Annotated in this window: 15 protein-coding genes and 1 tRNA gene; 5 read left to right on the forward strand and 11 right to left on the reverse strand. The window is 66.2% G+C overall.

From position 1 onward, the window contains the following. Positions 1 to 2 precede the first annotated feature (2 nt). A complete protein-coding gene (adh, locus tag NSE01_RS07090; RefSeq protein WP_147158891.1) occupies positions 3 to 1508 on the reverse strand; it encodes an aldehyde dehydrogenase in 1506 nt (501 codons plus the stop codon). A 371-nt stretch (positions 1509 to 1879) separates the two neighbouring features. Continuing rightward, a tRNA-Gly gene (locus NSE01_RS07095) sits at positions 1880 to 1954 on the reverse strand. A gap of 195 nt (positions 1955 to 2149) precedes the next feature. Here NSE01_RS07095 and NSE01_RS07100 point away from each other — a divergent pair. After that, positions 2150 to 3058, forward strand: a complete 909-nt coding sequence (locus NSE01_RS07100) for a tetratricopeptide repeat protein (RefSeq protein ID WP_147158892.1) — start codon at positions 2150 to 2152, stop codon at positions 3056 to 3058. Positions 3059 to 3061: 3 nt separating this feature from the next. Beyond that, entirely contained in the window at positions 3062 to 3688 is a 627-nt protein-coding gene (locus NSE01_RS07105; RefSeq protein WP_174812005.1) for an LON peptidase substrate-binding domain-containing protein, read from the forward strand. A 39-nt stretch (positions 3689 to 3727) separates the two neighbouring features. Here NSE01_RS07105 and NSE01_RS07110 read toward each other — a convergent pair whose 3' ends face one another. The 6 genes from NSE01_RS07110 to NSE01_RS07135 all read right to left on the reverse strand — a co-directional run bounded on the left by NSE01_RS07110 (position 3728) and on the right by NSE01_RS07135 (position 8326). Continuing rightward, positions 3728 to 4348 carry a MarC family protein gene (locus NSE01_RS07110; protein ID WP_147158893.1) on the reverse strand — a complete coding sequence of 207 codons (621 nt, stop codon included), beginning with the start codon at positions 4346 to 4348 and terminating at the stop codon, positions 3728 to 3730. A gap of 4 nt (positions 4349 to 4352) precedes the next feature. Then, the gene (locus NSE01_RS07115; RefSeq protein ID WP_147158894.1) at positions 4353 to 5123 is read right to left on the reverse strand and encodes a hypothetical protein; all 771 of its coding nucleotides are present in this window, start codon (positions 5121 to 5123) and stop codon (positions 4353 to 4355) included. 139 nt (positions 5124 to 5262) lie between these two features. Next, a complete protein-coding gene (gene folD, locus NSE01_RS07120) occupies positions 5263 to 6156 on the reverse strand; it encodes a bifunctional methylenetetrahydrofolate dehydrogenase/methenyltetrahydrofolate cyclohydrolase FolD (RefSeq protein ID WP_147158895.1) in 894 nt (297 codons plus the stop codon). A 26-nt stretch (positions 6157 to 6182) separates the two neighbouring features. Beyond that, the gene (locus NSE01_RS07125) at positions 6183 to 6482 is read right to left on the reverse strand and encodes a YggT family protein (protein WP_147158896.1); all 300 of its coding nucleotides are present in this window, start codon (positions 6480 to 6482) and stop codon (positions 6183 to 6185) included. A gap of 165 nt (positions 6483 to 6647) precedes the next feature. After that, the gene (gene argB / locus NSE01_RS07130) at positions 6648 to 7586 is read right to left on the reverse strand and encodes an acetylglutamate kinase (RefSeq protein WP_147158897.1); all 939 of its coding nucleotides are present in this window, start codon (positions 7584 to 7586) and stop codon (positions 6648 to 6650) included. A 44-nt stretch (positions 7587 to 7630) separates the two neighbouring features. Then, positions 7631 to 8326: a queuosine precursor transporter gene (locus NSE01_RS07135; protein WP_147158898.1), complete on the reverse strand. Its 696-nt coding sequence runs from the start codon at positions 8324 to 8326 to the stop codon at positions 7631 to 7633. Between the two features lie 88 nt (positions 8327 to 8414). On the opposite strand from NSE01_RS07135, the gene NSE01_RS07140 reads away from it, so the two are divergent. Further along, on the forward strand, positions 8415 to 9665 hold the full coding sequence (locus NSE01_RS07140; RefSeq protein ID WP_147158899.1) for a NupC/NupG family nucleoside CNT transporter: 1251 nt from the start codon (positions 8415 to 8417) through the stop codon (positions 9663 to 9665). Here NSE01_RS07140 and NSE01_RS07145 read toward each other — a convergent pair. Then, on the reverse strand, positions 9655 to 10626 hold the full coding sequence (locus NSE01_RS07145) for a hypothetical protein (protein WP_147158900.1): 972 nt from the start codon (positions 10624 to 10626) through the stop codon (positions 9655 to 9657). The two genes, NSE01_RS07140 and NSE01_RS07145, sit on opposite strands and share 11 nt — an antisense overlap. Beyond that, complete coding sequence (gene mutS / locus NSE01_RS07150; RefSeq protein ID WP_147158950.1) at positions 10623 to 13193, reverse strand: DNA mismatch repair protein MutS; 2571 nt, start codon at positions 13191 to 13193, stop codon at positions 10623 to 10625. The genes NSE01_RS07145 and mutS overlap by 4 nt, the downstream gene beginning before the upstream one ends. Positions 13194 to 13398: 205 nt before the next feature. Between mutS and NSE01_RS07155 the strand changes: the two genes are divergently transcribed. Next, a complete protein-coding gene (locus NSE01_RS07155) occupies positions 13399 to 15036 on the forward strand; it encodes a hypothetical protein (protein WP_246135070.1) in 1638 nt (545 codons plus the stop codon). A gap of 56 nt (positions 15037 to 15092) precedes the next feature. Next, complete coding sequence (locus NSE01_RS07160) at positions 15093 to 17354, forward strand: NADP-dependent malic enzyme (protein ID WP_147158901.1); 2262 nt, start codon at positions 15093 to 15095, stop codon at positions 17352 to 17354. Between the two features lies 1 nt (position 17355). Here NSE01_RS07160 and NSE01_RS07165 read toward each other — a convergent pair whose 3' ends face one another. Further along, positions 17356 to 18630, reverse strand: coding sequence for an MFS transporter (locus NSE01_RS07165; protein WP_147158902.1), 1275 nt, complete (start codon positions 18628 to 18630; stop codon positions 17356 to 17358). Positions 18631 to 18654: the final 24 nt, after the last annotated feature.

Genomic DNA, 18654 nt, shown 5'->3' on the forward strand with positions numbered 1-18654 from the left:
GCTCAGAAGAAGCCCAGCGCCTTGGGGCTGTAGCTCACCAGCAGGTTCTTGGTCTGCTGGTAGTGGTCGAGCATCATCTTGTGGTTCTCGCGCCCGATGCCCGATTGCTTGTAGCCGCCGAACGCCGCGTGCGCCGGATAGGCGTGATAGCAATTGGTCCACACGCGCCCGGCCTGCACCGCGCGGCCCGTCCGGTATGCCTGCGTGCCGTTGCGTGTCCACACGCCCGCGCCAAGGCCATAGAGCGTGTCGTTGGCAATGGCATGTGCGTCCTCGGCGTCCTTGAAAGTCGTCACCGCCACCACGGGTCCGAAGATTTCTTCCTGGAACACGCGCATCTTGTTGTGGCCTTCAAGGATCGTCGGCTTGATGTAGAAGCCGCCCGCCATGGCGCCCGGCAGCACCGCGCGTTCGCCGCCCGTCAGCACCTTGGCGCCTTCGCCACGGCCGATCTCGAAGTAGGAGAGAATCTTCTCCATCTGCTCCGAAGAAGCCTGCGCGCCGATCATCGTCGATGCATCGAGCGGGCTGCCCTGCACGATCTTCTCCACGCGGGCGATCGCGCGCTCCATGAAGCGGTCGTAGATCGATTCCTGGATCAGCGCCCGGCTCGGGCAGGTGCAGACTTCGCCCTGATTGAGCGCGAACATGGCAAAGCCTTCGAGCGCCTTGTCGAAGAAGTCGTCGTCCGCATCCATCACGTCGGCGAAGAAGATGTTGGGCGATTTGCCGCCCAGTTCCAGCGTGACGGGGATCAGGTTCTCGCTGGCATATTGCATGATGAGGCGGCCGGTCGTCGTCTCGCCGGTGAAGGCGATCTTGGCGATGCGGCGGCTCTGCGCCAGCGGCTTGCCTGCTTCGAGGCCAAAGCCGTTGACCACGTTGAGCACGCCCGCCGGCAGCAGGTCCGCGATCAGTTCCAGCAGCACATGGATCGAAGCAGGCGTCTGCTCGGCAGGCTTCAGCACCACGCAGTTGCCAGCGGCGAGCGCGGGCGCCAGCTTCCACACCGCCATCAGGATCGGGAAGTTCCACGGAATGATCTGGCCGACGACGCCGAGCGGTTCGTGGAAGTGGTAGGCGATCGTGTCGTGATCGATCTCGGAAATGCCGCCTTCCTGCGCGCGGATGCACCCGGCGAAATAGCGGAAGTGATCGATGGCGAGCGGCATGTCCGCCGCCATGGTCTCGCGGATCGGCTTGCCGTTGTCCCAGGTCTCCGCCGCCGCCAGCAGCGCGAGGTTCGCTTCCATGCGGTCGGCGATCCGGTTGAGGATCAGCGCGCGCTCGGCCGGGCTCGTCCGCCCCCATGCATCCTTGGCAGCGTGTGCTGCGTCAAGCGCGGCTTCGACATCGGCGGCAGAGGAGCGCGCCAGCGACGTGATGACCTGCCCGGTGATCGGAGAGGGATTGTCGAACCGCCGCCCGTCTGCGGCATCGACCCAGCGTCCGCCGATAAAGTTGCCGTAATAATCCTTGTAGGGGTGCGCAGGCAGTTCGCCGGTCATCGTCGTTCCTCTCGTTTGTCCCGCCGGGTCTGGCGCCCGGGCATGGAATCAGGGGCTGGCCGCCAAGGGCCGCTCCGCCCGCGAAGCCTATCGCTGGCGGGCGTGAAAACAAGGGCTTCGATGCAAGGCCGCAGCCAGACCGGCGCGCAACCCCTGTCCTACACGCCGCGTCCTGCGGTAATCCGGCGCGATGCTCCTTGACCCCCGTCAATCCCGCGAAATCCAGCCGCAAGAGGCCGCTGCCGACCCCGCCCGGAGTTTTCGCTCAGGACTGTGTCAACTGTGTCAACCTGACCTAAATTGGGGACGCAACGAATCGCTCTCAGCCCGTCGGAGGGCTGCGAGACAATCGCGATGTTTGGGAAGGAAACTGGAGCGGGCGAAGGGATTCGAACCCTCGACCCCAACCTTGGCAAGGTTGTGCTCTACCCCTGAGCTACGCCCGCTCGTGCGTTTCGGATCGGGCTGCCAGAAGGCCCCCGACCGGGGTGAGGTGCGCCCTTAGCTTCCCTCTCTGGCCTGCGCAACAGCAAAAATGCGTGTCGGGGCCATCCCGGCCCTGCTTGCCCGCAAATGCCCTTGCCGAATGGCCCCCGCTTCCCACATGGGGAATCACGACATCCAGTTGCGGAGACGATCCAGTGGCAAGCCTTGGCCTCAATCTCGAAGAACAGAAAGCGGTAGACCGCTTCCGCAAGGCCGTGGTCGAACCTTCGATGACCAAGCTCGTCGTGCTCGATTTCTGGGCGGAATGGTGCGGCCCGTGCAAGGCGCTCACCCCGGTGCTCGAAAAGGTCTGCGGCGAATATGCGGACAAGGGCGTCGTCCTCGCCAAGGTCAACGTCGATGAGGAACAGTTCATCGCCGCGCAGTTTCAGGTGCGCTCGATCCCCACCGTCTATGCCATGTTCCAGGGCCAGCCGGTGGCAGACCTCACGCCCGCGCGCAGCGAATCGCAGCTGCGCCTGATGCTCGATCAGATGCTTGCGCGTCTGCCCATCCAGGCCGGTGACGAGCCCGCGCAGGATATCGCCCCGCTCCTCGCCATGGGTGAGGAAGTGCTGGCAGGCGGTGATGGCGAACGCGCCGTCGGCATCTTTTCGCAGATCGCAGAGATCGCGCCCGATAACGCCGCTGCCTTCTCCGGCCTGATTCGCGCGCTGCTGCTGGCGGGTGACAAGGCCGCGGCGGAGGACGTGCTTGCCTCGCTCGATCCCAAGCTGGCGGACGATCCGGCGTTGGCGCAGGCCCGCTCGGCCCTCGCGCTGGCTGCCGATGCGCCGGAACCCAGCGAACTTGATGGCCTGCGCGCTGCCGCCAGCGCCAATCCGGGTGACATGGACGCCGAACTCGCCCTCGCCAACGGCCTCTACGCCGCTGGAGACCGCGACGGCGCCGCCAGCCTCCTGCTCGGCATGGTCGCGCGCGACCGTGCTTGGAACGATGGCGCTGCCCGCACGCGCCTGCTCCAGATCTTCGAAGCCATCGGCCTTGAAGATCCGTGGGTCGCCGCCACCCGGCGCAAGCTTTCCACCGTGCTGTTCGGTTAGGCCATGGGCGAGGCAGGCAAACCCGTGCGTCTCTCGATCTTCCCGCTGACGGGCGCGCTGCTGTTCCCGGGGCTGCAGCTGCCGCTGCACATCTTCGAGCCGCGCTACCGCTCGATGATCTCCGATTCGCTGGTGCGGGATCGGCGCATCGCGATGATCCAGCCGCAAGGCCAGTATGATGGCGCGCCGCTGTTCCAGATCGGCTGTGTTGGCAAGATCGGCGAAGTCGAGGCGATGGAGGACGGGCGCTACAACGTCATCCTCGAAGGCATCTCGCGCTTCCGCATGCTGCGCGAACTCGATGTGACGACGCCGTTCCGCCAGATCGAGGCCGAACTGATCGAGGATGACGCCGGAGCCAGCCTCAGCGCCGTCGAGCGCGCTTCATTCGAGCGCGAAGCGCGCCGCTTTGCCGAAGCGCAGGGCTATTCGGTCGATTGGGATTCGGTCGGCCGGCTCGATGACGTGTCGCTGATCAACGGCGTCTCGCAGATCGCCCCGTTCGATGCTGCCGCCAAGCAGGCTTTGCTCGAAGCGGACACCCTTGCCGCGCGGTGCGAGCTGCTCGTTCAACTGATGCAGTTCTTCGGCAGGCGCGATTCCGATGATGGGCGGGTGACGCTGCAGTAGCTGGCCCACCCCCGACCCCTCCCGCATGCGGGAGGGGAGCTAGAACTGCGCTTTGATCCCGTCGATCACGAACTGCGCGGCCAGCGCCGCGAGAAGGACGCCCAGCAGCCGGGTGATCACCGCTTCCACCTGCGATCCCAGCATGCGGATGATCGGACGTGCCGCCACCAGCGCGATGAAGCTCAGCGTCATCACAGCCGCCAGCGCGCCAAGGATCACCAGCGTTTCCTGCAGGCCATGCGCCCGCGCGGTAAGCAGCATGACCGAAGCGATCGAGCCCGGCCCCGCCAGCATCGGCATGGCCATCGGGAAGACCGAGACATCCTCCACGTGCGGTTGCTGCGTGCGGACCTTTTCCGCCCGCTCCTCGCGCCGCTCGGTGCGTTTTTCGAACACCATGTCGATGGCGATCATGAACAGCATGATCCCGCCCGCAATGCGGAAGCTGTCGAGCTCGATGTGGAGCGCGCCCAGCAGGTCTTCGCCGAACAGCGCGAACACCACGAGGATGCCGCTGGCGATCAGGCACGCGCGAACGGCCATGATGAAGGCCTGCCGCGGCGTGGCATTGGCCGTCAGCCCGGCGTAGATCGGCGCGCAGCCGGGCGGGTCGATCACCACGAACAGCGTCGTGAAGGCGGAAAGAAACAGGGCCAGCATCAGATCAACCTTCGTTCTTCGCGACTTCCGTGCGCTTCAGCACTTCGTTCATCTTGCCGTCCTGCCACATCCATACGGTCCATTCACGCGTACCGCCGGGCAGCACGGTGGAGCGCCAGACCAGCGTGCCGTCGATCGAGCGGCCATCCTTGCTATCCACACCGGGCACGGCTGCCAGCGGCGGGATCGGTCCGGGGAGCGGGCGCATCGGCGGCGGCGTGCCCTTGGGCAGCTTGGGTGGGGGCGGGGGCTCATCCGCCAGCGGATTGCGGCGGGGGCGCGGCACGCAGTCCGCCACCTTGCCGGTGATGAAGTCAGCGCCTGCCAGCGGCGCCGTCAGGTCTCCGCCCTGATCGAGGACCCACTTGTAGTCACCCTTCTTCTTCTGGCGCTGCCACACGGTGGAGAACCAGCCGTTGGCGCTGCCGGCCTGATAGCCGCCAAAGGTCACGCCTGCGCTGCCATCGCAGCTCATCCACACCGAACTGGGCTGCCACTGCACCGCTTGCGGCGGATTGGCGCGGCCCTTGAGCCAGGCCTTGGCCAGCGTTCGCTGCGGCACGAACATTTCCGCCTCGTCGGTCGCCGTCGCGGCAAAGGCCGTCCACTGCCCCTTCTCGCGCGCCAGCCGCGCGAAGGCGCTTTCCGACGCGATCAGCGCGCTGGGGTTGCCGATGGGGGTGATCCCGCCGCCAAAACCCGGCGCCGAGCGCGGATCCTGTGCAGAGGCGGATGCAGCGAGGGCCAGCACGGCGAGGGGGATCAGGCGCTTCATGCGTCGCAGCCTAGAGCAGGTGCGTGCCAAGGGGAAGCGCCAGGCCCACCCCCGACCCCTCCCGCTTGCGGGAGGGGAGTTAAGGTCGTGCTTTCTTCTCCCCTCCCGCAAGCGGGAGGGGTTGGGGGTGGGTCTTCCCTCAGATTGCGTCCGCAGCCAGTTCCAGTCCGGCATTGCGATAGGCCGCCACCAGCGCATTGCGCAGCAGCACGGCAATCGTCATCGGGCCCACGCCGCCCGGCACCGGCGTCACCGCGCCGGCAACTTCCATCACGCCGGCATAGCCGACATCGCCTACCAGCCGCGTCTTGCCTTCCTCGGCGGCAGGCACGCGGTTGATGCCGACGTCGATGACGGTTGCGCCGGGCTTGATCCAGTCCGCCTTGACCATTTCGGGACGGCCCACCGCCGCCACCACGATATCGGCACGGCGCACCACAGCGGGCAGATCCTTCGTGCGGCTATGCGCGATCGTCACGGTGCAGCTTTCGGCCAGCAGCAGCTGCGCCATCGGCTTGCCGACGATGTTGGAGCGGCCGATCACAACGGCATCAAGGCCCGAAAGCGAGCCCAAGCGGTCCTTCAGCAGCATCAGGCACCCCAGCGGTGTGCAGGGCACGAAGCCCGGCTGGCCGACAGCGAGCCTACCCGCGCTGATGACATGGAAGCCATCGACGTCCTTGTCCGGGTTGATCGCGGAAATGACCTTCTGCTCGTCCATATGGCCGGGCAGCGGCAGCTGGACGAGGATGCCATCGACGGCGGGATCGGTGTTGAGCTGTTCGACCAGCGCGAGAAGGTCGGCCTCCGCCGTTTCGGCTGGCAGGCGGTGCTCGAAGCTCGCCATCCCGGCTTCCACTGTCTGCTTGCCCTTGGAACGGACATAGACCTGGCTGGCCGGATCTTCGCCCACCAGCACCACGGCAAGGCCCGCCTTGCGGCCAGCCTTCGCCTCGAATGCGGCGGCCAGTTCACCAACCTTGCCGCGCAGGTTCGCGGCAAAGGCCTTCCCATCGATAATCGCGGCAGTCATCTCGGCACTTTCTATGGCTGGTTGGATCAGATCGAAGTGGCCGCCATCGCGAGGTAGTAAAGCAGCTGGACGAGGAGCCGCAGGCCGAAGATCAGGATCATCGGCGAAAAGTCGACGCCCCCCGTATTCGGCATGACCCGGCGGATCGGGTTCAGCAGCGGATCAAGGATTGCGTTCAGCGCGGTCCACACGGCGGAAACCGCCTTGTTGTGCGTGTTCACCACATTGAAGGCGATCAGCAGGCTCAGCACGAACTGCACAATCACCACCATCACGACGATGTCGATCAGCTGCGAAATGGCAGAGATCAGCGTGAACAACAGCATTTCGCATTTCCTATGTCAGCGAGGAGGCCTGCTCCTAGCCGACCCTCTCCCCGCCCCACAAGGGCTCCCTCGCCGAACGACCGACGGCGATGGACAAACTTGTATGTGTTGCATACAAATTTGTCCAGAGCTTGTGCGCGCAAAGTTGGCGAAGTCGGGAAACCCTCAGGCCCGGATCAGCGTACCCGCGCCGCGTGCGGTGAAGATCTCGATCAGCATGGCATGCGGCACCCGCCCGTCGAGCACGACTGCCGCCTCGCACCCGGCTTCGACCGCGTGGACGCAGGTTTCGAGCTTGGGGATCATGCCGCCGCTGATCGTGCCGTCCTCGGCAAGGCGGTTGATGTCTGCCGGGGTAAGGTCGGTCAGCAGGCGGCGTTCCTTGTCGAGCACCCCCGGCACGTCGGTCAGCAGGAACAGCCGCGCCGCGCCCAGCGCCGCCGCGATCGCGCCCGCCATGGTGTCGGCATTGATGTTGTAGGTCTCGCCGTCCTCGCCCACACCGATGGGGGCGATCACTGGGATCATGTTCGCGGCGGTGATGGTATCGATCACCGTGGTATCGATCCGCGCGGGTTCACCCACGAAGCCGAGATCGACGACGATCTGTTCGCCGCTGTCCTTGTCGTTGATCGCCTTGGGGGCCTTCTTGGCCTCGACCTTGCGGGCGATCACCATGCCGCCGTCCTTGCCGGAAATGCCGATGGCCTTGCCGCCTGCACGCGCGATCCAGCTGACGAGTTCCTTGTTGATCGCGCCTGCCAGCACCATCTCGGCAACTTCAGCGGTCTGCTTGTCGGTGACACGCAGGCCATCGACGAACCGCGATTCGATCCCCAGCGCCTTCAGCATCCGACCGATCTGCGGGCCGCCGCCGTGAACGACCACCGGATTGATGCCGATCGCCTTGAGCAGCACGATGTCTTCGGCAAAGTCCTGCGCAAGGTCAGGATCGCCCATCGCGTGGCCACCATACTTCACGACAAACGTCTTGCCCGCGTATCGCTGCAGGTACGGCAGCGCCTCGGTCAGCGTTTCGGCCTTGGCGAGCATAGCCTTGTGGTGGGCGGCGTCGTCGGCGGCGGGTTCGTGCGTGGTAGCCATGATGCGCCGCGCTTTGGACCAAGCGGCGCGGCGGCGCAATATTTCTAGCGTTCGCCGTCCATCCAGCGCCCCAGCTTCACGAAGGCCCAGATCAGCGGCGGCACCATGATCGTGGAAAGCAGCAGCTTGGAGGCGATCTGCCCGGTCATGATTTCCCCGATCGGCAGCGGCACGCCCGCGGCATCCTTCACCCCGGCGAACGAGATGGTGATGAAGATCAGCGTATCGACCATCTGGCTGAGGAGGCTGGCGATCCACGCGCGCAGGATCAGCAGGCGCCCGCGCCCGCCGGCAAGCCGCGAGAACACATAGACATTGAGCGTCTGCGAGGTGCCGTAGGAAATGAGCCCCGCGAACTGCATCCGCGCGCCCTGGCCGAGGAGGCGGGCATAGGCTTCCTGATCGCCCCAGAACGGCGCGGGCGGGACCGCGTTGATAACGAAGGTCAGCAGCAGCATCGAGCAAATCAGCGGCACGAAACCAAAGCGCACGAGCCGGTTGGCGACATCCTGCCCGAACAGTTCGGCCACAGCGCTTGCCATCACCACAAGCAGCAGGAAGGCGAAGATCCCGCTCTCGACGGCGAGATCACCGAGCACCGGCCAGTGCCCGAGCGCGGCGATCTTGGTGCCCAGCACACCCGCCAGCACGACAAGCCCGCCATATAGCAGCGAGAAGGCGAACAGCGAGGTCGGGATGCCCGATGGCGAAGGGACGGCGGCGCGGGGCTGGTCTTGCATCTGCAACGGTTAGCGGGATTTTGACCCTGCGCCAAATCCCGTTTAAGCCATGCCGGACAAGGTTTTGGGTAGGAGCTGCGGGCCAGCGATGCGCGTTTTGATGAGCCTCGCCGGCATGGCGCTGATTCTCGCCGTGGCGGTCCTGTTGTCCTCCAATCGCAGGGCCATCAGGCTGCGGGTAGTTGGCCCCGCTTTCGCGCTGCAGGCCGGTTTCGCCGCACTGGTGCTCTACTTTCCGCCGGGCAATGCCGCCTTGCTGGGGGCTTCGGCAGGGGTGGAAGGGCTGCTCGGCTATGCCAAGGCGGGCGTCGCGTTCCTGTTTGGCCCGCTCGCCGATCCGGCCATCGGCGGGCGCAGTTTCGCCATCGCCGCGCTGCCGACGATCGTGTTCTTCGCTGCGCTGATTTCGATCCTCTACTACCTCGGCATCATGCAGCTGGTGATCCGCTGGATCGGCGGTGGCCTCGAGAAGATCACCGGGATTAGCCGGGTCGAAGCACTGTGCGCGGCCAGCAATATCTTCGTCGGCCAGAGCGAATCGCCGCTGGTGATCCGGCCCTATCTCGCCTCGCTCGCCCCGGCGCAGATCTTCACGGTGATGAGCGTGGGCATGGCCGGTGTCGCGGGGACGATCCTTGCCGCCTATGCCGCGATGGGTATCCGGGTGGACTACCTCGTCGCCGCCGCGTTCATGTCGGCGCCGGGCGGGGTGCTGATGGCCAAGCTGATCATGCCCGACACACCGCCGCAACCGGACGCGCCCGTCGATGCCGATCTGCCGAACCCGCATATTGCCGTCGCAGCGCCCGATGAGGAACGCCCCGCCAACCTCATCATGGCCGCCAGCCAGGGCGCGCAGACCGGTGTGCGGCTTGCCGTGGCGGTAGGTGCGATGGTGCTGGCATTCGTGGCGCTGGTGGCGATGGCCAACGGCCTCCTCGGCACCCTCGGCGCGTATATCGGCTATCCGGGGCTGTCGTTCCAGCAGATCCTCGGCGCGATTTTCGCCCCGGTCTTCCTCCTTCTCGGCGCACCGAACTGGGCGGAGGCGGCGCAGGCGGGCGGTCTGTTCGGCACCAAGATCGTGCTCAACGAATTCGTCGCCTTCATCGATCTCGGCGCCGCGAAGGACCTGTCCGCCCACACCGTCGCCATCGTGACGTTCGCCTTGTGCGGCTTTGCCAACTTCAGCTCGATCGCGATCCAGATGGCCGTTTCCGGCAGCCTCGCGCCAAACCAGCGCCCGGTGATCGCCAAGCTCGGCCTGAAGGCGCTGGCAGCCGGGGCTCTCAGCAACCTGATGAGCGCTGCCCTCGCGGGAATGTTCCTCAGCGTCTGAAGAGGACGCGCCCTTGCCGCACCAGCAGCGGCAAGCCCAGCAGCACGAACGGCGCGGCCATGAAACCCCAGTAGCCGTTGTCCGGCCGGCCAAATACCGTGAGCGCAGCAAGGAAGCCGGCACTGCCGATGGCTGCAATGCGCTCCATCTCGCGGCCCCAGCGCAGCATTGCGGCAAGGGAGGCTGCGACAAGCGCCAATACCAGCGGGCCGGGCAGGCCGGTCAGCACGAGATTCCGGCGCAGCGCGTCGATCACCAGCGGCAACCCGCCGAAGCGGACCCAGCCGGGGGAGGTGAGGTCGCCGGGCCGAACCTCAGCCGCCACGAACTGCGCATGGATCAGCCAGAGTCCGGCTGCGAGTGCGATGGCCCCAACGGCCATTGAGGCGCGTTTCCAGTCGCGCTGCCACACCGCGTAAACCGCGATCGCAGCAAGCCACGCCAGCGAGGTTTCGCGCACCAGCACGGCGAGGAAGGCAAGGCCGATCATCAGCCATGGCCGCCGGTAGGCCGCCAGCGACAGCATGATCAGCAGCACGCTCCACTGCTCGTGGAGATAGACGTTGTCGGGAAAGAACGCGCCAAACAGCCCCGCCACTGCCAGCGCAACCACGCTGAGCGCTTCTGCCGGTGGCCGGTCCGACAGGCTTTGCCGGAGGGCGATAAGCGCGCCGAACAGCAGCAAGATCAGTGCGGCGGTGCGGGTAGCGGTGCCCGGGAACAGCGCAAGCCAATACGTCATCGTTGGCGGGCGGACGGCCAGCGCGGGTTGTACCGGATAGGTCCGCTCGCGTTGTGCGGCCATCGTCGCCGGATAGAAATTCTCACCGCCGCGCACTCGCTCGACCACGGTGCGGTAGAGCTCCTGATCGAGCTGGACGGGCTTGGCTGGCGGCTTCGCGGCAAGCGGCGCGGCGAGGCATGCCAGCAGCACCAGCAGGAGTGTGCGCCACCGCCTCATAGCTCGCGCTTCAGATCATATAGCAGATCGAGTGCCGCGCGCGGGCTGAGCGAATCGATGTCGATGGCGGAAAGCTTCTCGCGAAGGGCATCGACCTTCTCTTCCGCCGCTTCGATGGCGGCTGCAAACAGCGGCAAGTCATCCAGCCCCGCCGCCAGCCCGCCGGTCGCGGCGCGGCCTTTCTCCAGCCGGTCGAGCACCGATTTCGCGCGCTTGACCACCGGCGCCGGAACTCCGGCAAGCCGCGCGACGGCAAGGCCGTAGCTCTTGTCCGCCGGGCCTTCGGTCAGCTCGTGCAGCAGCACAAGATCGCCCTTCCACTCGCGCGCCCGGACATGGTGGAGCGAGAGCGCGTCGCAGGTCTCGGCGAGCCGCGCGAGTTCGTGATAGTGCGTCGCAAAGAGGCAGCGCGAGCGGTTCACTTCGTGCACGGCCTCGGCCACCGCCCAAGCGAGCGCGAGGCCGTCGTAGGTCGAGGTGCCGCGCCCCACCTCGTCGAGAATCACGAAGCTGCGTTCGCCCGCCTGCGCGAGGATCGCAGCGGTTTCGACCATCTCGACCATGAAAGTCGAGCGTCCGCGCGCGAGGTTGTCCGCCGCGCCGACGCGGCTGAACAGGCGATCGACGATGCCGATCTCCGCGGCCTCCGCAGGCACGAACCCACCCGCCTGCGCAAGGATCACGATCAGCGCGTTCTGGCGCAGGAAGGTGGACTTGCCGCCCATGTTGGGGCCGCCGATCAGCCACAGCCGGTCGCGCGGGGAGAGCTGGCAGTCGTTGGCGACAAACCGCTCGCCGCGCGCCGCCAGTGCGGCCTCGACCACCGGATGCCGCCCGCCGCGAATGGATAGCGCGGTGTCGTCGGAAAGGTGCGGCAGGCACCAGCCGCCTTCCGCCGCGCGCTCGGCCTGTCCCGCTGCCACGTCGATCCGCGCGAGCGCCGCTGCTGTGGTCGCAATCGCCTCGCGCGCCGCGATGGCCCGCGCGGTCAGATCCTCGAAATGCGCCTCCTCCGCCGCAAGCGCATGGCCACCGGCCTCGGCGATCCGACTGGCTTCCTCGTGCAGCGCGAGCGCATTGAAGCGCACCGCGCCCGCCATCGTCTGGCGGTGGGTGAAGCCGCTGTCTGGCTGCATCAGCCGATCCGCATGGCGCGCGGGGACTTCGATGAAGTAACCGAGCACGCCGTTGTGCCGAATCTTGAGCGAGGGTGTGCCGGTCTCCTCGCGGTAACGGGCTTCGAGGGCCGCGATCGCCCGGCGCGAGTTGCCCGCCGCATCGCGCAGGGCATCGAGCGCCGCATCATAGCCCGCTGCGATGAAGCCGCCGCTGGCGCGCTCGGTCGGCGGGGCGGGAACCAGCGCGCGCGAAAACAGATCGATCAGCGCGCCGTGGCCGCCAAGCGCGGGAACCAGCGCGTCCGCGAGCGCCGGACGGTCCGCTCGGGCGGCGAGCAGGGCTTGCAATCGCTGTGCTTCGGCAAGGCCATCGCGCAACTGGCCAAGATCGCGGGGAGAGCCTCGCCCCGCCACTACACGCCCGAGCGCGCGGCCCACATCCGGAGCGGCGCGCAGCACGGCTCGCAAGTCACCGCGCAGCAGCGGATCGTCATGCAGCCAGCTGACGAGTTCGAGCCGCGCGCGGATCGCTGCAAGGTCAGTAAGCGGTGCGGCGAGGTCTTCTGCAAGGAGGCGCGCGCCCGCGCTCGTCACGCAGCGGTCGATGGCCTCGATCAGGCTACCCTTGCGGCCTCCTCCCGATGCGGAGAGGATTTCGAGGCTTGCCCGGGTCGCTTCGTCCATCGCCATGAACGCGCGCGCCTCGCGCACCACCGGGGGGAGGAGCAACGGCAGATTGCCGCGCCCGACATGCTCGAGATAGTCGATCAGCCCCGCCGCCGCCGCCAGCATGGCGCGGCTGAATGTGCCGAAGCCGTCGAGCGTCGCCACTCCGTGCAAGGCCATCAGCCTCGCCGCACCGCGCTCCGAATCGAAGGCGCGGGTCGGGCGAGATGCTGCCTCGGGCAGATCGAAGCCGCTTTCCTCCGCCATGACGAGCTCGGTCGCGCCAAGCCGGGCGAGCGCGGCGGGCAGCGTCTCGGGCGCGCATTCCTCCAGCTCCATCCGCCCGGTCGAGATGTCGCAGGCGGCAATCCCCGCCATGCCGCGCACCGCACAGACTGCCGCCAGCACATTGGCGCGGCGCGGTTCGAGCAAGGCGTCCTCGGTGAGCGTTCCCGCAGTCACGAAGCGCACGATGTCGCGTGCCACTAGCGCCTTGGAACCCGCACGTTTGCGCGCTTCTTCCGGCGTCTCGGTCTGTTCGGCAATCGCCACGCGGCACCCGGCGCGGATCAGGCGGGCGAGGTAGCCTTCCGCCGAATGGACCGGCACCCCGCACATCGGGATGGGTGCACCGCCATGTTCGCCCCGGCTTGTCAGCGCAATATCGAGCACGCTGGCTGCGATTTTTGCGTCCTCGAAGAACAGCTCGAAGAAGTCGCCCATGCGGTAGAACAGCAGGCAGCCATCGGCCTGCGCCTTTAGCGCTAGATATTGCGCCATCATCGGAGTTGGGGCATGGGAACTCACAGCCGCCGTGGCTAGACCAGCGGCGCGGGTTTCTCAAACGATCGACACCGGATATCGACATTTCCGGGCATGGGCTGGGCGGATGCTTCTGAGGTTCTTGGGGGGCGGGTGCTCCCGGGGGTCTGGTGGATGGCCAATCGGCCATCCCGGCTGACGCCGCTGCGAAAGTGAACTGGGGTTGATGCAAGTCCGCGAGAAGACCATTGCGATGAGCCTGCGGGGGCTTTGGGAGCGTGCGGTGGCCCTGCCGTGGCTCAGCGCGCCCGGCATCGCGATCATCGTCCTGCTGGTCTGCCTGCCCTTCGCGCTTGTCGAAGTGCCGCCGCTGATCGACGTGCCGGGCCACATGGGCGCTGCCGCGATCGAAGCGGCACGCCCGGGCAATCCGCTGCTCAAGTACTTCTCGTGGAAGTGGGTCTTCACGCTCAACATCGGCGGCGATGTGCTGGCGAAGCTGATCGGCGCGCAGTTCGGCATCCTCGCGGCTGGCTGGTGGAGCACGGTGCTGGCAACGGGCCTGTTTGCCGGCGGCTGCCTCGCCACGATCCGCGTGCTCAATCCCAAGGGTGGGCACGGTGCGCCCTGGGCGCTGATGTTCGTGTTCAGCTTTCCGCTGCTCACCGGCTTCCTCAACTATATCCTCGCCACCGGCCTTTCGCTGATGGCCTTCGCCATCGCCGTCTGGCTTGAGGACAAGCCGAAACAGCGTGCCGCGCTGCTGATCGTCGCGCAGCCGCTTGCGATGCTGTGCCACGCCATCGGCGGGTTGCTCCTCGGGTTGCTGATCGGCGCCAATGCGCTGGGCCGCGAGATTGACCGCCTGCCTGCCGGCTGGTGGCGCCCGTCCGAATGGCGCCGCCTGCGCGATGAGCAGGACTGGCGCGCGATCGCCAAGCGGTTGTTCATCCTGTGCTGGCCGCTCGTCGCAACGGTGGTCACGATCATCCTGTGGAAGTACCTCTCGCCCGATCCGGCGCGCAGCATGAATCGCTGGCGCTGGGATCAGAAGGCCTGGTACTTCGTGCTCACGCTGCGCGATCAGTCCCTGCTGCTCGATGGCGCAACCACCATTGCCTGCTTTGCGCTGATCCTGTTCGGCTGGGCGCTCGGTGCGCGGTGGAAGTGGCAGCTGGGCCTGCCGGGCCTGCTCGTGTTCCTGCTGTTTATCGCGATCCCCAGCGACATCAATGGCAGCGCCTTTGTCGATGTGCGCCTGCTCCCGGTCGCCTGCATGCTTGCGCTTGGCCTGCAGGACTGGAGCGGTGTGCCGGCTGAGCGCGCGCGCAAGATCGCGCTGGTCGGGGCACTGTTGCTCGGGACGCGGCTTGTCGTCACTGCCGCCAGCTTTGCTGAATATGCCGACGACTATCGCAAGCAGCTTTCCGCGCTTCACCACGTCGAGCCGGGCAGCCGCGTGCTCGCTTTCGTCGAGCATTCCTGCGTCGAAGAATCGTGGCGCAACACCCGGCGCGACCATCTGGCCAGCCTCGCCAGCCTTTATCGGCAGGCCTGGGTCAACGACAACTGGGCGGTTCCGGGCCTTCACATGGTAATCCCGCGTTTCCGTCCGGGCCGCAATTTCACCGCTGATCCGTCGGAATTCGTTTGGTCTCGCGCCTGCCGCGGCGGCCGCCTGCGCAGCGTGGATACCGCGCTCAAGTACGCACCGATCGACCGCGTGGACTATGTCTGGCTGATCGATACGGACATGCCGCGCCATCCGGATTCACGGCTGCAGCTTGTCTGGCAGGAAGGCCGTAGCCTCCTTTTCGCGGTCCGGCCCTTGGGTTTTCCGAACTGGCGCTCTAAGGATTTGTAAACGGGCAGCATTCGTCTGCCTGGCACCGGAATGCTCGCGCGCCGAGGGGGGATTTGATGACCGACGAGAGCAATGTCCGCTTCACCGAACGTGAAGCGCTGTTCTACCACAACACGATTCGCCCCGGTAAGATCGAGATCATCGCCTCGAAGCCGATGGCGACGCAGCGCGATCTCAGCCTCGCCTATTCGCCCGGCGTTGCCGTGCCGGTCCGCGCCATCGCGGAAGACCCCGCCACCGCCTATGATTATACCGCGAAGGGCAACCTCGTCGCGGTGATCTCCAACGGCACGGCCATCCTCGGCCTCGGCAATCTCGGCGCGCTCGCCTCGAAGCCGGTGATGGAAGGCAAGGCGGTGCTGTTCAAGCGCTTCGCCGATGTCGATTCGATCGACATCGAACTGGCGACAGAAGACCCGCAGGCCATCATCGATGCGGTCGCGCTGATGGAACCGAGCTTCGGCGGGATCAACCTTGAAGACATCAAGGCGCCCGAGTGCTTCATCATCGAACAGGCGCTGAAGGAGCGCCTCAAGATCCCGGTGATGCATGATGACCAGCACGGCACGGCGATCATTTCCGCCGCCGGCCTGCTCAATGCCTGCTTCCTCACTGGCCGCAATCTGGCGGACGTGAAGGTCGTCGTGAACGGCGCGGGCGCTGCCGCGATTGCCTGCACCGCGCTGATCAAGGCGATGGGCGTGCGCCACACCAACGTGACGATGTGCGACAGCAAGGGCGTGATCTACATCGGCCGCGCCGGTGTCGACCAGTTCAAGTCCGCCCACGCCATCGATACGTCCAAGCGCACGCTGGAAGAAGCGATGGAGGGCGCAGACATCTTCCTCGGTCTTTCCGTGCAGGGCGCCGTGACGCAGGAGATGGTCAAGAAGATGGCGCCGCAGCCGATCATCTTCGCGATGGCCAACCCCGATCCGGAAATCACCCCGCCCGAAGCCAAGGCGGCGCGCCCGGATTGCATCGTCGCCACTGGCCGTTCGGACTATCCGAACCAGGTCAACAACGTGCTTGGCTTCCCCTTCATCTTCCGCGGCGCGCTTGATGTGCGGGCGACTGCCATCAACGAGGAAATGAAGATCGCCGCCGCGCGCGCCATCGCCGAACTGGCGCGCGAACCGGTGCCCGAGGAAGTGGCCGCCGCCTATGGGCAGAACCACACCTTCGGGCTCGACTACATCATCCCCGCGCCGTTCGATCCGCGTTTGATGGAAGTCGTCTCCTCCGCCGTCGCCAAGGCGGCGATGGATTCGGGTGTGGCGCAAAAGCCGATCGAGGACTTCGACGCCTACCGCACCGAGCTCAAGGCGCGTCTCAATCCTACCACCGGTGCGCTCACCAGCGTCTATGAGCAGGTCAAGGAGAACCCCAAGCGCGTCGTCTTTGCCGAGGCGGAGAACGAAGTCGTGCTGCGAGCGGCGATCCAGTACCGCGATTTCGGCTATGGCACGCCGGTGCTCGTCGGCCGTACGCAGGCGGTGCACAACCTGCTTACCGAACTCGGCGTGGGCGATCCGGACAGCTTCGAGATCCACAATTCGGCGGTTTCGCCGCTCGTGCCTGAAATGGTCTCGTACCTCTATGAGCGGCTGCAGCGGCGCGGCTTCATGGAGCGTGACGTGCGGCGCATGGTCAATCAGGACCGCAACGTGTTCGCCTCGCTGCTCGTCGCGCTTGGCCACGGCGATGCGATGATCTCGGGCATGACCCGCACGTTCGCGCAGACGATCAAGGAAGTGCGCCAGGTGCTTGATCCCAAGCCCGGCCACCTGCCGTTCGGCATCCACATGATGATCGCGAAGAACTACACCGTGTTCCTCGCCGATACGACCGTGAACGAGCGTCCGAATGCGACCGAGCTTGCGCATATTGCCACCGAAACCGCGGCTGTTGCCCGCCGCATGGGGCATGAACCGCGCGTGGCGTTCCTGTCCTACTCCACCTTCGGCAACCCCAGCGGCCGCTGGCTTGATGAAATCCGCGGCGCTGTCGCCATCCTCGATGAGCAGAAGCCCAACTTCGAATACGAAGGCGAGATGGCGCCCGATGCCGCGCTCAATCCGAAGGTCATGGCAAGCTATCCGTTCAGCCGCCTCTCCGGCCCGGCCAACGTCCTCATCATGCCCGGCCTGCAATCGGCCAACATCTCCGCCAAGCTGCTGCGCGAACTTGCCGGCAATGCGGTGATCGGTCCGATGCTGATCGGCATGGAAAAGCCCGTCCAGATCGCGGCGATGACCTCGATTGCGCCGGATATCCTGACGCTGGCGGTGCTGGCGGCGGCGGGGATCGCGGGCTGATCTAGCGGTTTTGCATGCGCCGGATGCGGGCTCTGACGAAGAGCACATATCCGGCGTAGACCAGCGCGAGACCTGCCGAGCCGAGCAGGCCCGCGTGGTAGCTCCCCGTTGTATCGCGCACCGCGCCGAACGCATAGGGCGAGCCGAACGAGCCCAATTGCCACAGCGTGTTGATCGCGCCGCTGCCCATTGCAAGCTGGCGCACCGGCAGCGCGTCCGGCCACGAGGCGATGACCAGCCCGCCGGCTGCAAAGCTCACCGCCGTCTGCATGAGGTATCCGGCCACGACCGCGCCGGGTGAGGGGGCGAGGCCGATCAGCAGCAGCCCGAGCCCGGCTATGGCGCCAAAGGCCGCTGCATAGCGCAGCCGGTCTCCCGTCCGGTCCGAATACCAGCCGGCAAGCAGGATCACGATCGCTCCGTTGAAGCCGCCAAGGCTCACCAGCCAGCCGATTGTCTTCGTATCAAGCCCGCCGTTCGCCGCCAGAATGGCCGGGGCCGAAAGAACAAAGCCGTTCATCGCTCCATTGAGCAGGAATCCCGTGCAACCGAGCAGCCAGACTGTCGGATTGGCGAGGACTGCGAGCAGGTCATGCCGGTCGGCATGGCCAATCAGCGCCGCATCGCGCGCCAGCACATCGGCGATCCAGGCCTTTTCGTCCGGCTCCAGCCAGTCCACTTCGTCTGGCCGGTCGGGCAGGAAGCGCAGGATGGCGAGGCCCATGAGGACCGCGGGCAGTCCTTGGGCAAGGAACACCCATTGCCACCCGCGCCATCCGCCAAGGCCGTCGAGCCCCAGCAGCGGCGCAGCGGTTGCTCCCATCACCACCCCCGCCAGCGCCGGGGCGATATAGATGCGGCTCACCGCGCGTCCCCGGTAGGCCTTCGGGAACCAGTGCGAGAGGTAGTAGACGATGCCCGGGAAGAACCCGGCTTCGGCAGCGCCCAGCAGGAACCGCATGAGGTAGAACTGCTGCGCGCTGCGAATGAAAATCATCCCCACCGCCAGCAAGCCCCAGGTAATCATGATCCGGGCCAGCCATTGGCGCGGGCCGAAGCGGGATGCCATCGCGCCCGATGGGATCTCGAACAGCGCGTAGCCAATATAGAACAGCCCGCCGCCAAAGCCGTAGACTGTGGCGCTGAAGCCCAGATCGACGTTCATCTGCAGCGCCGCGAAGCTGACATTCACGCGGTCGATATAGGCCATGATGTAGGCGAGCAGCAGGAACGGCAAGATGCGCAGCATCGCCTTGTTCATGGCGCGACGCGCCACGTCTATCTCGCCCGTATCCCCCAC

The organism is Novosphingobium sediminis, from assembly GCF_007991615.1.
Taxonomy (GTDB): Bacteria; Pseudomonadota; Alphaproteobacteria; order Sphingomonadales; family Sphingomonadaceae; genus Novosphingobium; species Novosphingobium sediminis.